We start from the raw sequence: 16,253 nt of genomic DNA on the forward strand, positions 1-16,253 counted from the left end.
GGCGAATTTAGTACAATTACCCCGCCCGCCCCGCACTTTTTCAGAAAGGCAGGGAAAACCGCCATGCGATGTCCGCCGGTCGCGGACAATCCGCCTAAGGCGGAACAGGCCGGAGGCGCTGTGGATTAATCTGCCGGAAGGGGTCCCGCCAAAGTGCGGGGCCTTCGGCAAATAAGCAGGCGGCGGGTTATCAAAACCGCCGGGGTATCGCGCGCAACATATATTTAACTGAATATTAACATTAAGTTAGCGGCAGATACCTATAATTGAATATGTAGTTCCGACAAGTTGAGTTGCCCGCCAAACAAACCGGCGGGTCCGCCTCAGTCGCGGACCGCGCCAAAGGCCCGCGACAGGCCAGAGTCACCGGCGGAAACGGAGAATTCTATGAATGAAAAATTTGATGAAAATTCCCTTAACGAGCAGACCATAAACGACGTGGAAACCGCGCGCCTGGCCCTGCGCTGGTCGCTTGATAAAATCCGCGTCCTGCAAGAAGAGGGGCTGAAAAATCGTCAGAATCTGCAGGATCGGGCCAGCCAGTCGGCTTTCCTTGAGAACCAGCTTAAATCCAAAAACGCCGAAATTGAGAAAATCCTGCGCAGTCATGATGAGGAGATGAAATCAAAGCAGGATTCGCTTGAATACCAATTCCGCTCAAAGCTTGAACGCCTTAACGAGCGTGAAAAAGAACTGGTGGATAAGCTTTCTAAACAGGAAGAGATCCTGAAGCAGAAAGAAAACAAAATGCTTGACGATTACCAGAAAAAATCCGAAGAGCTCCGCGTCCGCTGGTCGCAGGTTGAGTCGGAACTTTGGCAGCTGCGCCAGGAACAGGTGTCTAAGCAGCAGGAGTTCGAAAAACTCTATTCGGCCAGGCTTGAAAGCGAAAGGAAAAAAATAGGAGAAGAGGCTGAATTGGGCAAAGCCGCGCAGGAAAAAGTCTACAGTACGCGGCTGGAAGAGTTCGAAAAGCGCGAGGCCGCCGCGGCGTTGGAGCTGAAAAAGCAGGAGGCTGTTTTCAAGTGGAGCCGTGACAGCTGGCAGAAAGAGGTGGACGAGCGCGAAAAGGCGCTGAAACAGAAAGACCTCGAAATAGATAAAAAACTGCTGGAGAAAAACCAGGAAATAGAGGACTACAGGATTAAGCTCGCCCTTGTTGATAAACAGCTCAAGGATCTGCCCGAGGCCGTGCGCAGGCGCGACCAGGATCTTGAACGCTATAAGGACGCCCTCGCAAGCCTTGAGGGCGTCATAAAAACGCTTGAAATAGAGAAGAAAAACCGGCGTGAAGATTCTGATGGCAGGATTTCGCGGCTGACCGCGGCTCTTGAAACCGAAAAGAGCCATTACCGCGACATGGAAATGGAAATTCCCAAGCGTCTTAAAATAGCGGTTGAGCACGAACGCAACCGGTTAGCGGAGAAGCTGGGCGAGGTTGACCTAAACTATAAGCAGGAACTCAAAAAACGCCAGGAAGAAATAGATTACCTGGCGCGCAACCTTAAAATCTTTGAGCAAACCATGAAAACCATGCAGACTGACCGCGAGTCGGCAGTGCAGAAAGTGGAACAACTGCAGACCCAGTTAAGCCTGAAAGCTGAGGAAAACTCTTTCCGCGAGAAACAGCTGCAGTCCGAGTATGAGGTGCGGCTTAAAGTTGAGGTGGAAAAACACATTGCCGCGCTTCGAAGCGAGATCGAAACCGGCGGCCGCATTTACGAAGACAGCCTGCGCATGAAAATCGAGGAGATAGCCCATCTAAGGAAGGATGTGGAAGAGGTCTCGCGCGATAAAGCCGGCCTGCAAAGCTCAATAACCGCGCTTCGCCGTGAGCTCGACGCCCTTGGCGAAAAACGCGAGGCTGACCTGCAGACGCTCAGGGTGCAGCTCAAGTCCGTCCATGACTCAGAGCGCGCCGCCGCCCTTACCGAATCTTCCGCAGTCCGCAAGGCGGAGCTTGACGCCCAGGCCCAGAATTTTGCCGAGGAAAGGAAATTCACCGAAAAAAAACTGTCCCAGCTTAGAGGCAATATTGAAGCTTTAAAAATTGAACGGGAAGAAATGGTGCTTCTTGAACACGAGAAGCTCACCAGGATATACACCGAGAAGGAAAAATATTACGACGAGCAGCTGGCTGAAAAAGACCGGGAAGCGGCCAGACTTAAGGAAAATTTGCGTCGCGCCTGCGATGAAAAACAGACGGCCTTGTCGGAAGCGGATCAGGAATTCGAGGCTTTCAAGCGGGCGCATGAAGTTCAGGAAGCCGAATACCGCCGCACGCTCGAAGATTTCCGCTCCAAGCTTGCCGATAGCCTGCCGAAAACCGAGGCCTTGAAAAAACTATCCGAGGAAAGGCAGACGAAGCTCAACTCGCTGCAGGCGGACCTGGCTCAGGCAAAAAGGAACGCCGCGGATGAAATAGCGGTTTTGTCCGATAAATTCTCCGCCAAAGAGAAGGAATGCCGGGAGCTGAAATATCAATCCGAAACGCTCAAGTCGAACTTTGAGATCTTTGTCAGCGATGACGAGAAGAAGATCAGCGACATGATGCTCAAGCTTAAGAACGCGGAAGAGCAGAAAGCCGCCAGCGAAAAGCAGGCCGATTCCGTCAAAAAGGAAATGGAATTCTGGCGGGCTTCTGTCGCGAAGAAAGACGAGGAAATAATCGCTCTTAAGGAGGAGTTTTTCAGGACTCTGGAGGAAGAAAAAAAACAAGCCGGCGTCATTCGGGATATACTGGGGAAAGATTTTACGGAAAAAGAGAAATCGTTCGCCAGAGAAATAGCGGCGCTTCGCGACGCCCTGAACGAAAAGGACGTGGTGGCGGAGCAATTAAGGGGCGCGGCCCAGGACCTGGCTAAAAACTTTGAAAGGGCAAAGAATAATTATGAAAGGGCAAAGAACAATTACGATGAAGAGAGGACCAGGAGAAGCGCGTTGGAAAATGAGGTCCAGGGTGTAAATTCCGCCTTAAAAGCCAAAGACGCCGAATTTAAAACGCTTGCGGCGGAATTCGATAAAATGAAGCAGATTAGCATGGAGTACGAGAAAAGCAAAAAGCTTGTGGAACAGCTTCAGGAAGAGCTGAAATCACGGGGGAATCAATAACCCGAAAAATTAACACACACCCCGCTCTATTTGAATATATATTGGGACCGAAAAGGCGGGGCACGCGTAGGAGGGGAAACCGCCATGCGGCGTCCCCTAAAAGTCGGGAAGGGGGCGTCTGCCAATTTTCCGATATCAATAAGGCATAGAAAAAACCCGTCCCCCGAAGCTCGGGGGACGGGTTTTATTATTGATCAAAAAACTTCTTAGTTTATAAGGTCAATGGTGCAGTTGGCTGCGCCCGCTCCGCCGCAGGATAAAGAGTTGCCGGGCACGGTGTAGCTTATCGTATAGCCGCCTGAATACCTTGCGGGTATCGCTGGTGCGGTGCCCCCGGAGTTCCTGGTGGCTGTAATTGTAAATGTGACGTTCGTGGCCGACGGTATGGTGTAGCTGAAATATTTCATCGCGCAGGCGGCCGTTCCGGTGCAGTCCGTGCCGGAGGTGTTTTTAAGAGTCAGGTCAAGCAGGTTAAAGTCATTGGTGTATTGGCCGTTCCTTGCCATAGCCCGTTCCTCGGCCGAGGCAATGCTTGAAAATATATTCTGAGGTTCAGCCACCCTTGATTTTTCGACCACTTTAAAATACTGGGGTATGGCGATGGAAGCCAGAATACCGATGATGAGCACGACTACCAGAAGTTCTATTAACGTGAAACCCGCCCTATTTTTATTTTTCATATATACCCCTCCGTTCAACTTAGCCGCGGACAGCCCGCCTAATGCGGAGCGGGCCGGTATCACTAATTCACTCCGGCTCGTATGAAAGTATAGCATATCACGCTATTTTGAGTGAACCTTATGTGATTTTCAATGAAGTTCGTGCGCCCGGCGCGATTCGAACGCGCGACCACTCGCTTAAAAGGCGAATGCTCTACCCCTGAGCTACGGGCGCCCAAAACAACCTAAACGACCGCTAGATTATACAAAAATAAACTACCGTTGCAAATTCCGCATCAATTTTAGCTTGAAGGAACCGAAATAGAATATAATGTAGGCATGCCGGTAAACAGGCGCTATAAAGTGCGTTTCAGGGGCAAGGTGCGTAAACAGCTCCTTAAACGCTCCCGACTGTTTCTTGGACTTGCGCTTGCTGCCGCGCTTGCGGTTTATGGCGGTTTCAAGTCATTCGGGGTCGTTTCAGGTTTTTCCCCGGGCGCGTTTTTTTCGTTCCGGCTCAAAGAGCTGAAACTGGATTGTCCCGTACCTTCCATTAATGAATACGCGCGAGGGCTTTTTCTAGCCAGGCAGGGCCGGCCGCTTTCATCGGCGGATTGCTCCCTTTTGGCTCTTGAGATCAAAAACCACCACACGGCGGTGCGCGACGTTTTAGTCAGGCGTAATTTTTTTAGCGGAGGCGCGTTTGTCACGGTGCGCCTTGAGCCGGTGGTATCGCCTGTGTTCCTTCCCGGAGGGACCACAGCTTATCTGTCTGAAAGCGGAAGGCTGTTGACGGAAAATTTCTCAAAGGTGGCTGAAACCGGCTTGCGGACTGAAATTTACGGGCAGTTTGAGGGTATTGGAAATCCCGCCCTTTTGGTCCCGACGCAGATACAAAAGAGCGGGGCAGGCCGGAATCGCCGGGATGACAGTTTTGAGGATGGGGCTTTGCCGGCATTATCCGGTTTTATCGGGGATATAGGCCTTTTGCGTAAAAATTTTTCCAGCCCTCCGACGCGCCTTGAATACCGGCCGCGGGAAAAGTTTTGCAGGCTGTTCCTTGAGAACGGCTGCGAAGTGCTATGGGGAGAATTTGAATTCACGCGCTTAAAAATATTAAGATTGAACGAGGTCTTGAAGGATGTTTCCTTAAAGTTAAAGTTTCCTGTCAGTGTGGATTTAAGATTTTTCAAAGAAGGCAGGATTTTTGTTTCCAGACCGCGGACGGCGCAATAACAAGATTTTTATATCTCATTTATAGACCGGGCTTCTGGCCGTCTGAAAGCCATAGGCCCTTACGGCACCTGCGCGGGCCCAGCCCTTTTGGGCCCGATGTAGAGCCAAAAGAGCGGGGCAGGTATTGGAGCTTAATATGGGAAAATCAGAGATTATAGCCGGGCTTGATATGGGTTCAAGCCGGGTTACCTGCGTTATTGCCGCACGTAATCCTGAGGACGACAAAATACGGGTTCTCTCCGGCGCCTCGGTGGCATGCAAAGGCCTGAAAGGCGGGGTGGTTGTCAATATTTCGGAAACCGCCCGCGCTGTCGCGGATGTTATGGAGGAAGCGGAGGAAAAGGCCAAGGAAATAGTGGGCGAGGTTTACCTGGGTGTGAGGGGAGCGCACATACAATCTTTCAATAACCGCGGCGCCTATAATATAGCGCGCACCGACCGTGAAATAACGGCCGAAGACGTGTCGAACGTCATAGAAACCGCCAAAGCCGTTCCCATTTCCTCCGACAGGGAAATACTTCATGTGATCCCGCAGGGCTTCTCTCTCGACCGCCAGCGCGGAGTGCCTAATCCGGTGGGAATGGAAGGCTCTCTTCTGGAAGTGGGCGTGCACATAGTAACCGCATCGAGTTCCCACATAAACAACCTGATGAAGTCAGTGTCGCAGGCGGGCTTCCGCGTGGTCGATACCATATACACGCTGCTCGCGGTGGGGGAGCTTGTGGTTTCAAGCGAGGAAAAAGACCTGGGCTGCCTGCTTATAGACATCGGCGGTCAAACCACCTCGGCCGGCATTTATTACGAGGGAAGCGTGCATTTTTCAAAAGAGATATCCTCCGGCGGCGACTATATAACCCGCGACATTGCCTACGGCCTTGGCACCACGATGGCCATTGCCCAGGAGATAAAGGAGAAGTACGGCGCCGTGCTCTCGAATCTTGTTGAGGATGATAAAACCATAACAATCACCGGTCTGGACTCCGTGACCAAAAAAGAAGTGAAGCCGCGCGACCTGCTTGATTTTATCCAGCCGCGGGCCGAGGAAATTTACGAAAGGGTGAACGCCGCTGTTCAGAATTCGAATTATTCCGACCTTCCGGGGGGGGCCATCCTTACCGGCGGTTCCGCGCTTTTAAAAGGCATGAGTTCGGCGGCGGAACAGCTGCTTGACCTGAAGCAGTCGCGGCTGGGCGCTCCGGTGCAGCCGATCCTTGAGTGTCCGCCGCAATACTCAACCCAGCCTTACCTGGGCGCCTTGGGGCTTGTTTGCTATCCCAACCTGAAAACCTGGAACACCGACACGCCCGGCGCGGCCAGAGTGTCGCTTGAAAAAAGGGCGTGGCGCTGGCTGAAGGACCTGTTTTAGGCTGAGGTAGCAAGCAAATAGTAAGAAAGCAAATAGCGAATAGTAAATAGCAGGGTTCTCCCGGTTCCCACTATTCGCTATCTTACTGTTCGCTATTCGCTATAATTTTTATATGACAGAAACGAGAATACGCTACAGCGGGGAGTTGAACGAAAGGGAAGCCCGCATAAAAGTTATCGGAGTGGGCGGCGGAGGCGGCAACGCCGTCAACCGCATGGTGGAAGCCGATGTGCGCCAGGTGGAGTTTGTGGCGCTTAACACCGACGCCCAGGATTTGCGGCGCAGCAAAGCCTCAAACCGTATACAGATAGGCGAAAACCTTACCAAGGGCCTTGGGGTGGGCGGAGACCCTTTGCGGGGCCGTGAAGCCGCGCTTGAGTCCGTGGATACTATAAAGGAAACTGTCGCCGATTCGGAACTTATTTTTATAACGGCCGGCATGGGCGGCGGTACCGGCACCGGCGGCGCGCCGGTGGTGGCGGAAGTGGCCAAAGACAATACGAAGGCGCTGGTTATAGGCGTGGTTACAAAACCTTTTGACTTTGAAGGCGCCGTGAGAGCCGCCCAGGCGCAGGCCGGCATTCACGAATTGCGCAAGTATGTGGACTGTCTGCTTGTAATTCCCAACCAGAGGATGCTGGAAATAGTGGACCGCAAAACTACCACAAACGAGGCCTACCGCCTGGCTGACGATGTTCTGCGCCAGGCTATACAGGGCATTTCAGACCTTATAACCAAGGCCGGCGATCTTAATGTGGATTTTGCGGATGTGAGAAAAATAATGACCAAATCGGGCGAGGCCCTTATAGGCATAGGGCGCGCCTCAGGACCCTCGCGACACACGGACGCCGCGGCCAAGGCCATAAATTCCCCCATGCTTGAAAACGCGGTTATTGACGGTGCCAAGGGCCTGCTGGTCAACTTCACCAGCTCAAGGAATGTGCTTCTGTCGGAAATCAGCGAGGCCATGGATTACATCATGAAATCTGTTAATCCCGATGTTTTTATGAAATACGGCCAGGCATACGATGAAGAGATGGGCGATGAGTTGAAAATAACCGTTATCGCCACCGGCTTTCCGGCAAAGAAAAACGATTTAATATCGGATCTGTCCAGGCGTCCCCGCAGTAAAATCAGGGATTATAGTTCGGACGATTTTTCCGCCGTTCCAGAGCAGGTCTCCTCGCAGTTCGCGGAAGATATGGAAAAACCCGCTTTTCTCAGGCGGAAGGCCGGTTCAAAAAGGCTGAAGTAGGGGCGCTGGTTTTACCGCCGGAAAGTTATTTTTAGTAAACTTTTTCAGCGCCCCCTAAGGAAAATTCAATGGCAATAACGCTGGATATGCTCTTAAAAGTGATGGTGCAAAACAAAGCGAGCGACACGCACGTCCGCAGCGACGCCCCCGTTTGTCTGCGTATCAACGGCACTATCACTCCGATAAATGCCTCCGCCATGACAGGCAAAGAAGTCGAAGCCATGATCTTCCCGCTCATGAACCAGCGGCTCAAATCCATTTTCAACGAAAAGCACGAGGCGGATTTTTCTGTTGACGGCGGGGAAATAGGACGCTTCCGTTTTAATGTTTTTGTGCAGAAAGGCAAGGTCTGCGTGGCGATAAGGCATATCCCGCGCCAAATTCCGACTTTTGAAGAACTGCGCCTGCCGGTTGAGTCCCTGAAGAAGCTGCTTACCAGCGAGCGCGGGCTTATTCTGGTCACCGGCATAACCGGCTCCGGCAAAACCTCAACGCTTGCCGCCATGATAGAGTATTTAAATCAGAAGTGGGAAAGCCATATTATAACCGTAGAGGACCCGATAGAATTCGTGTTCACGGAAAAAAAGTGCATTATCAGCCAGCGGGAACTGGGCGCCGATACCACTTCTTTTGTCGATGCGCTGCGCGCGGCGCTTCGCCAGGATCCGGACGTTATACTGGTGGGGGAAATGCGCGATCTGGAAACCACGCAGGCGGCAATTACCGCGGCTGAAACCGGGCATCTGGTGTTTGCCACTCTTCATACCTTAAACGCCGTGCAGACGCTTTCAAGGATAATAGACATATTCCCCACGCATCAGCAGACACAGGTGCGGATGCAGTTGTCGGAAACGCTTAAAGGCGTTATTTCGCAGCGGCTGTTGCCATGCTCAAACGGCGGCCGCATCCCGGCCGTTGAGGTGATGTGCGCCACGCCCCATATAAAAAAGCTGCTGGCTGAAAATAACATGGATGGTATAAACCAGGCCATCCCCAAGGGCGCATTTTACGGTATGCAGAGTTTTAACCAGTCGTTGGTCAAACTGCACAAAGCGGGCCTGGCAAAGCTTGAGGACATAATGCAGGCCGCCTCCAACCCCGACGATGTGCTGCTTGCCATAAAAGGCATAGAGCAGGAGATGGAAAGCAAGGGAAGGTAGACCACGGCGGCCTGCCATAAGTCATACGGCTGTTCCAGCCGTGCCATAGGCCGTAAGCCATAGGTCATAGGCCAGTTAAGGAACTCCTTAAAAGCTTATGGCGTACGGCCTACGGCGTATGGCGGAAAATTTTCATTTTGTTTCATAAGGAAGGCAACTATGTTCGCTGAAGGCTATATCGGCATCGCGGGAATTATCGGCGTAGGCAAGTCGACGCTGACCATGGAACTGGCCAAGGCGCTTAATTTTGAGCCGGTGCTTGAAGAGGTGGGCGGCAATCCCTACCTTCAGAAATTCTACGACGACATGAAGCAGTACGGCACCATCATGCAGATCTGGCTTTTAAATCACCGCTTCCGCCAGCACAGGGAATTCGTTTCGCGCATAAGCCTTGGCAAGATCCGCGGAGTGGTGCAGGACAGGACAATATGGGAAGACACTATCTTCGCGCGCATGCTCAACCAGCACCCGGATAAGATAATAACCGACATGGATTACAACACCTACCTTGACCTTTTCGACAACATGGTTTTGCGCGAGTTGGTGTTCCCGCAGCTGATGATCTTCCTTGACTGCCGGGTGGAAACTTCGATAGCGCGCATCAAGTCGCGCGGGCGCGAGATGGAGCGTACCATAACGCCGGAATACCTGCGGAGCCTGCAGGACAATTATTACCAGTTCGTGGACGAAATGGAAGACGCCGGCGTGCGTATATTGCGGCTTAACTGGGAGACTTACCATCCCATAAGCGAGGTTGCGCGCCTGGTGCATGAATATTCGCTTAAACCCTCAAATTTCACCAAATGGGTGCGCCCGCTGCGTAAGCTTGGCATGGAAAACAAGGAAAACCTTCCAAATAAGGTGCCGGTGGCTAAGTAACTCTCAAGGCTCCCAAATGTCAAAGCGGAAAAACGGCATTATTGTGGCCATAGACGGCCCGGCGGGAGTGGGAAAGTCCACCGTCGGCAGGATGGTGGCTGAACGCCTGAAGTATGGTTTTTTGAGTACCGGTAAGATGTATAGGGCGCTTGCCTGGAAAGCGCTTCAAGCCGGCCTTGATCTGGCTGATGAAGACGCTCTGATGGATCTTGCGGGAAAACTGAAGTGGGGTTTTGCACGCGGCACGGGGTCCGAACTGCTGGTTTCCATTGACGGCCGCGCGCTGACCCGCGAGATAACCACTGAAAGCGTGGGCAAGGCCACAAGCGCTCTTGCGCTGCTCGGCCGCGTGCGCGGTTTTATGCGCGATATGCAGCGAGGCGCCGGGGCTGAAGGCGGACTTGTCATGGAAGGCCGTGACATCGGAACCAACGTTTTTCCCGACGCGGAGCTTAAAATTTACCTTGACGCTTCTCCGGAAGCCCGTGCCGAACGGCGTTTCCGGCAGTTGAGCGAGCAGGGGCTCCGGGCCGAGTATGCGCAAATTCTTGACTTCATAATAAAGCGGGACGCTCAGGATTCACAGCGCAAGAACAATCCGCTTAAAAAAGCCGAAGACGGTTTTTATCTTGATTCCACCCGCATCACGCGCGCCCAGGCGGTGGAGGAAATCGTAAAGCTTTGCCGCAGCGCCATCGAGAAAGCCGCTAAAAACAGTGATCAGTAACCAGTTACTGAATACCGAATACCGCAGTTAACCGGCAACTGATTACCGCCTTAAAACAGGAACAAACCAAGTGGGCATAAACGTCGTTTTTTTCTTTATAAGACTCTATTTCCGGATTTTCAATTCCATAAAAATATCCGGACTGGAGAAAATACCGCGCGGCGGCCCGCTTATAATAGTGGCCAATCATGTTTCAAACGCCGATCCTCCCGCCCTGGGTGCCCACGTGGCGCTTGCGCGAAAGATAAGCATGCTCGCTAAAAAAGAGCTTTTTGCTTTTCCTCCGCTGGGCGCGCTATTCAAAAGCTGGGGAGCTATTCCGGTAGACAGGCGGCGCGGCGGCGGCGACCTGGGCGCGTTCAGGGCGGGCCTCAAGGCGCTCAATGGCGGCGGTTGTCTTGTGGTTTTCCCGGAAGGTACGCGTGCGAGGCCGGGCAGGCCTCTTGTGCCCAAGCTTGGCGCCGCCATGCTTGCGGCCAAAAGCGGCGCCCCTGTGCTGTGCGCGAGAATTTTTAATACCGAAAATTTCTTAAAATTAGGTAAAATAACAATTAAGTTCGGAAATGTGAGGCATTTTGAACCCCTGGCGCGAGCCACCCCAAGAGAATCTTACGAAGAATTTTCAAAATCGCTCATGTCGGATATTTTTTCAATAACTAAGGAGCAGTAACCCCATGGAAACCAATGAAATTCCACAGCAGATAAATGAGGACGTCAATCCCGCGGAAAAGGAGGTTAAATCCGGAGCGGATGAAGAAATGTCCATGGATGAGCTCCTGAAGGCTGAAGCCGAAGTCACCTCAAAAATTTATTCCCGGGACATCGTAAAAGTGAAAGTGGTGCAGATAACCCCTGAGCATGTTCTGGTGGACATCGGAGAGAAAAAAGAGGCTATTATCCCGCTGACCGACTTTGAAGGCGAAAAATCGCTCCCGCAGGTGGGCGCGGAAATAATAGCGGTGCTTGAGAAAAAGGGCGGCGAAGGCCGTCACACCCTGCTTTCCCACAAGAAAGCCCGGGAGAAAATGGCTTGGAACTGGGCAAAAACGATGTTTCAGGCCAAGGAAAGGCTGAAAGGCCGCGTGACCGGGATAGTAAAGGGCGGCTATGCGGTGGACCTGGCCGGCCTGCGGGTTTTCATGCCGCTGTCGCTTTCCGAGATCGGAGGCGCCCATAAACATTATCTCCCGCCGAACGCCAGGATAAAGTTTTACATCGTGGACTTTTCCGAAAGAGACCGCAAAGCGGTGGTTTCCAGGCGCCAGGTGCTTGAAGAGGACGAAAATATCCGCAAGACCGAAGTTATAGGTTCTGTTACCGCCGGACACGTGGTGCGCGCGGTGGTGGCCAAAGTTACCGGCGAGGGGATGTTCGTGAGGTTTCAGGGCATAGAGGGATATGTGCGGCTTTCCGACGCCGCCTGGAAAAATCCGGCCGAAGCTCTTAAAACCTACAAACGCGGCCAGCGCATAAAGTGCAAGGTGCTCTCGGTCGACAAAGCGACGGAGAAGCTTTCTTTCGGTATAAAACAGCTTACGCCGAATCCAGTGGATATACTTAAAAAGAAATTCGGTTACAGGTCCGTCGTGCGCGTTAAGACACTGGCCCTTGCCCCCGAAGGCGCCAAAGTAAAAGTCTCGGAGCAGGTGGACGGTTTTGTCCCCGCGGAGGAGTACGGCTCCGAAGGCGCGCCCAAAGCGGGGCAGGAACTTACCGCGGTGGTCGTGGGCGTGAACTCATCCACCTACGAGCTTACGCTTTCCGTGCGCTCTCACGAGGAGCTTGAAGACCGAAAGAGGATGCAGCAATATCTCAAAGGCTCTCCCACGCTCACCCTGGGGCAGATACTGCTGGACAATTCGGAGGATGAAGGTGAGGTATGAGGGATGGCGTGAAATTATACGCGGCGCGGTAAATAAAGTCCCTCTCCGCTACAGGGCGCCGCTGGCGCTTTCCGTTTTTTTTTTGACGGTTCTTATCTTTGCTCTTGCCGTTCCCCGCGCCTGGCGGGGGGGGCTGGAGCGTGAGGCGTTCCAGAGAGAGGAACAAACATCTCCCGCGCTTGAGAAGCGGCTGGACAGGAAAATCGCGCTCGCCCAGGAGCGCCTGAAGACCGATCCCGAAGACCTGAAAGCCCTTTTTAATTCCGGCCTGCTTAAATTCCAAAAGGGCCCCGCGTTTTACCCCGATGCCATAGCAGATTTTGAAAAAGCCCGCCAGCTCGGGTTTTCGGACGACCGCCTGTTTTATTACCTGGGGGTGATGTATCAGGGTGTGGGTCTTTATGATTTCGCCGGCGACGAATATCGCAAGTTCCTGCGCAACCGCCCCGATGATTTTGAAATTTCAATGCGCCTGGCAAAACTTGATTACGCCGCCGGCCGTTTCCCCGAGGCCGCGCGGGGTTATGAGATTTTGGAACTTAAGTATCCCAAAACCCCCGTGGTCCTTGAAAATCTTGTCCTGGCCCGCTGGAAGAATAATCAGGATTATTCCAAAACCCTTCTGGCGCTCAAAGGCCTTGGAGGGGAAGCGGCTTTCCGGGCAGTTTATACCGAAGGGCGCATTGCCTATGACCTTAAAGATTATGCCAAGGCGGCGGCGAGTTTAAAATCAACGCTCGCAAACGCTGAATATTCGCCCCTTATAGACCGGGCTCAGGCTTATTGGCTGCTTGGCGATTCAAGCCTGAAACTCAAGGATAATGACGGCGCCTTCTCCGCTTTTAGTGAGCTTTTAAAAATTAACCCGGCCCATGAAGAGGCAAAGTCGCTCCTGGCACGTCTTGAGAGGGCCCGCAAAGCTGCCGCACAGAAGGCGGCAGAAAGCGAAAGAAGGCAGCGCAAAACACAGGAAAGCAGGAGAAAGTAGGGGATACTTTTCCGCGGCCGTCTTTTGCCGCTATCATGGGTCTGCCGGACTTTTTCCGCAGATACTGTCTATCGGGGAGAAATGCAGAAACGCGCGAGCCCTGGATCGTCAAAACCCCTGCCGTCGGCGGTTTTTTTAATTTTACAGATTTTTGCGTTATACATCCTTCCCGCGCGCGCGCAGGAAGAAAACAAAGTGGTGGTCAGGGATTTTAACTGGCGCGTTTATTCCACGGAACATTTTGACATACACTACTACGGCGACTCAAAGCCCTGGCTTGACTACGCGGCCCAAACTCTTGAGGCCGCCTATAAGCGCGAATCGGCGGACCTTAACCCGTCGCTTTCCAAACGTCTTCCTTTTTTCCTTTATTCCTCGATAAACGACATGGAGCAGACAGGCATCGCCGATGTTTCCGACGGGGTGGGCGGGCTTACCGAGCCTTTTAAAGACCGCTTTATGGTCTGGTCCGACGGTTCCAAGGGCTGGCTCAAAGACGTAATGGAACACGAATTGACCCACGAAATGCAGTTCAGCGTGCTGATAGACGGTTTCTGGAAATCGGCGCGGATCCTTAAAACATTCGTTTATCCCTCCTGGATGATGGAAGGCATGGCCGAATATGAAACCGGCGGCCTGGATCTTGCCGTCGAAGAAATGTACACGCGCGACGCCGCTCTTTCAGGCGGGCTTATTCCGCTCTGGCGACTGAACCAGTTCGGCCACCTGAAACCGCATCAGGTGACGCTGGCTTATAAGACCGGCGCCCGGGCCATGCGGTTTCTTGCCTCGCAGTACGGCAGTGAAAAGCCGCGTAAGATGCTTGAGCTTTTCAGGACCCGCTATGAGGCAAGCTCCGTGCTGCAGCCGCTTATCGGCATAGATATTTTCGCTTTTGACAAGAAATTCAGGGAGTATGAGGAGCTTAACTATCTCTCCCAGGCCCAAAAAGAGCGTCTCTCCGAGCCGGAAATTTACGGGAAAAAACTTACTTCCGGTTCCGGCGGCATCCCCGAGTTCAACGTAAGTCCGGCCTTAAGCCCAGACTCGACAAAACTCGCATATATCTCCACCCGCTACGGCCAGCCGCCCTCCGTGTTCATTAAGGATCTTTCAAGCGGAAAAGAAAAACGTTTAAATCCGTTTACCTCCGGAATAGAGAATATCCCCTACGGCCGCTTCACGAAGCCTTTGAGGAACCTGGCATGGTCTCCGGACGGGACCTGTCTGGTCTTTTCCGGCCAGAAGAACCACAGGGAATATCTCTATTTCTACCGGACCTCCGACGGAAGAATAACCCGCTCCGCCATGGAGGGCCTTCAGGAAGCGCGTCAGCCGGTCTTTTCCCCCGACGGCTCAAGGCTCGCCTTTGTGGGTATGCGCGGGGGTTTTAACGACCTCTACGAGGTAAACGCCGCGCGCGCGGAGAAAGGGAATGTCCCTTACACGGAGTTAAAAAGGCTTACCGAAAGCCCGCAGGACGAAGATTCGCCGGCTTACGCGCCGGACGGTTCGGGCCTGGCCTATTCCTGCGAGGTGGACGCCCCTGAGGGCCAGAAAAGAGATCTCTGTTTTTATTCTGACGGCCGCCTGAAAGACCTTCTTTCAATGGACGGCAGCATTTATGACCCGGTATTTTCAACTGATTCAAAAAAAATATTCTTTGTTTCCGACGCAGGCAATATATTCGATCTTTACCAGTTGGAACCCGCTTCAGGAAAAGCGCTGAGGCTCACACGCTCCATGGGAGGGAATTTCACCCCGTCGCCGGATTCCGGCGGACGCCTGTATTTTTCGGGTTTCAGGAAAGGAAATATGAATATTTACTCCGGGGACGCGCGCAATTTCCTTTATGAGCCGGTGTTTTCAGCTGCAGCCGTCCAGAGCCCGGACTCCAAGGCGCCCCTCCAAGCTTTGGGGGGCACGGATAAGCCTTATAAATTCAGCGCCTCCACCGATCTCTTTTTCCCGGCTTTTATATTTTCTTCTCCGGGCGGGCTGTACCTGATGAATTACTGGCAGGCCTCCGATATGCTGGGGCGCCATAACCTGAGCTTGTATGCAAGCTATAATTCCGGAGCGGATTTTTTAAATTATCAGACCGCTTACGGTTATTCCCGCTGGCGCATGCCGCTGACGGCGGCGGCTTCGGGAGAAAATTCCCATGATAATACCAGCTCGGACGGGCTCAACTTCAACAAGCGTTCTTCTCAGCAGTCCGTGGGCACGGCCTGGCCTTTTAACCGCTACAACCGCGTTGAGTTTACGGTCGTAAATAAAAATGAGACCGATACTTATACCGATATCGTCAAAGCGGACCGCCTGCGTACGCGTGCTTTTCAGGTCTCCTATGTGCGCGACACCGTAAACGGCCTTTACCTTACGGCGGTCAGCGGTTCGCTCGCGAAGGCCGGCTATGTCAAGGCTGTGGAAAAATTCGGCGGCAATTTACAATACGACGCTTATGTCCTTGAATACCTTAAATATTTTCCGCTTTCAAAACGCTCCACTTTCGTCAACCGCTTCGTGGCGGCCGAAAGTACGGGGCGGGACAGGTGGACTTTTGACTTCGGGGGGCTGGGCGGGGTGAGGGGGTATTCCAGCTCCGCCAGCCGGTATGACACTCCCGTGACGTTCATAAACAACGCGGAATTCAGGGTGCCGCTGTCCGGCGACATGAATTATTATATGTGGTATATGTTCCCCGACTTCTATTTTAAGGCCGTTTACGGCAAGGTTTTTATGGATTCCGCCTGCGGCTGGACCGATCCGTCCATGGCGCGCTTTCCTAAATCCAGAGAAATAAGGAATTCGGTCGGAGTGGGAATAGACATACATACTTTTATACTTCAGACATTCCAACTGGTGCTTAGTTTTGACTACGCCCGGCGCACCACCGACGGGGGAAAGATCTTTTATGTTTATCTCGGGCCGTTGTTCTAATTGCGGGGATTCTCATTATTGACTGTAAGGAGATAAAAGAACTAGA

The 16,253-nt window shown here is 52.7% G+C and carries 12 protein-coding genes, 1 tRNA gene and 1 pseudogene; 11 read left to right on the forward strand and 3 right to left on the reverse strand.

What is annotated here, in order from left to right; all coding sequences use genetic code 11:
• Positions 1 to 387 precede the first annotated feature (387 nt).
• Complete coding sequence (locus tag NTX59_00205) at positions 388 to 3,111, forward strand: hypothetical protein (GenBank protein ID MCX5784093.1); 2,724 nt, start codon at positions 388 to 390, stop codon at positions 3,109 to 3,111.
• Positions 3,112 to 3,317: 206 nt separating this feature from the next.
• On the opposite strand, the gene NTX59_00210 is transcribed toward NTX59_00205, so the two are convergent.
• From NTX59_00210 to NTX59_00220, 3 genes and pseudogenes are all read right to left on the reverse strand, one after another.
• Positions 3,318 to 3,722 (reverse strand): type IV pilin protein, encoded by a 405-nt coding sequence (locus NTX59_00210; GenBank protein ID MCX5784094.1) that lies wholly within the window; start codon positions 3,720 to 3,722, stop codon positions 3,318 to 3,320.
• Positions 3,696 to 3,791: pseudogene (locus NTX59_00215) on the reverse strand (prepilin-type N-terminal cleavage/methylation domain-containing protein). The gene NTX59_00210 and the pseudogene NTX59_00215 overlap by 27 nt, the downstream one beginning before the upstream one ends.
• Positions 3,792 to 3,933: 142 nt before the next feature.
• Positions 3,934 to 4,005 (reverse strand) — tRNA-Lys (locus tag NTX59_00220).
• Between the two features lie 104 nt (positions 4,006 to 4,109).
• Between NTX59_00220 and NTX59_00225 the strand changes: the two genes are divergently transcribed.
• The 10 genes from NTX59_00225 (at position 4,110) to NTX59_00270 (ending at position 16,207) form a co-directional block, all read left to right on the forward strand.
• Positions 4,110 to 5,006, forward strand: coding sequence for a hypothetical protein (locus NTX59_00225; protein ID MCX5784095.1), 897 nt, complete (start codon positions 4,110 to 4,112; stop codon positions 5,004 to 5,006).
• 136 nt (positions 5,007 to 5,142) lie between these two features.
• On the forward strand, positions 5,143 to 6,372 hold the full coding sequence (ftsA, locus tag NTX59_00230) for a cell division protein FtsA (protein ID MCX5784096.1): 1,230 nt from the start codon (positions 5,143 to 5,145) through the stop codon (positions 6,370 to 6,372).
• A 112-nt stretch (positions 6,373 to 6,484) separates the two neighbouring features.
• The gene (gene ftsZ, locus NTX59_00235) at positions 6,485 to 7,627 is read left to right on the forward strand and encodes a cell division protein FtsZ (GenBank protein ID MCX5784097.1); all 1,143 of its coding nucleotides are present in this window, start codon (positions 6,485 to 6,487) and stop codon (positions 7,625 to 7,627) included.
• A gap of 68 nt (positions 7,628 to 7,695) precedes the next feature.
• Positions 7,696 to 8,787: a PilT/PilU family type 4a pilus ATPase gene (locus tag NTX59_00240; protein MCX5784098.1), complete on the forward strand. Its 1,092-nt coding sequence runs from the start codon at positions 7,696 to 7,698 to the stop codon at positions 8,785 to 8,787.
• A 159-nt stretch (positions 8,788 to 8,946) separates the two neighbouring features.
• Entirely contained in the window at positions 8,947 to 9,666 is a 720-nt protein-coding gene (locus NTX59_00245; protein ID MCX5784099.1) for a deoxynucleoside kinase, read from the forward strand.
• Between the two features lie 16 nt (positions 9,667 to 9,682).
• Positions 9,683 to 10,393 carry a (d)CMP kinase gene (gene cmk / locus NTX59_00250; protein MCX5784100.1) on the forward strand — a complete coding sequence of 237 codons (711 nt, stop codon included), beginning with the start codon at positions 9,683 to 9,685 and terminating at the stop codon, positions 10,391 to 10,393.
• Positions 10,394 to 10,463: 70 nt separating this feature from the next.
• Positions 10,464 to 11,063, forward strand: coding sequence for a lysophospholipid acyltransferase family protein (locus NTX59_00255; protein ID MCX5784101.1), 600 nt, complete (start codon positions 10,464 to 10,466; stop codon positions 11,061 to 11,063).
• Positions 11,064 to 11,067: 4 nt separating this feature from the next.
• A complete protein-coding gene (locus tag NTX59_00260; GenBank protein ID MCX5784102.1) occupies positions 11,068 to 12,276 on the forward strand; it encodes a S1 RNA-binding domain-containing protein in 1,209 nt (402 codons plus the stop codon).
• On the forward strand, positions 12,266 to 13,264 hold the full coding sequence (locus tag NTX59_00265; protein ID MCX5784103.1) for a tetratricopeptide repeat protein: 999 nt from the start codon (positions 12,266 to 12,268) through the stop codon (positions 13,262 to 13,264). The genes NTX59_00260 and NTX59_00265 overlap by 11 nt, the downstream gene beginning before the upstream one ends.
• Before the next feature lie 81 nt (positions 13,265 to 13,345).
• Positions 13,346 to 16,207, forward strand: coding sequence for a hypothetical protein (locus NTX59_00270; protein MCX5784104.1), 2,862 nt, complete (start codon positions 13,346 to 13,348; stop codon positions 16,205 to 16,207).
• The last annotated feature ends 46 nt before the right edge of the window (positions 16,208 to 16,253 follow it).

The sequence above is a fragment of the Elusimicrobiota bacterium genome (genome assembly GCA_026388155.1).
In the GTDB taxonomy this organism is placed as follows: Bacteria; Elusimicrobiota; Elusimicrobia; order Elusimicrobiales; family UBA9959; genus UBA9634.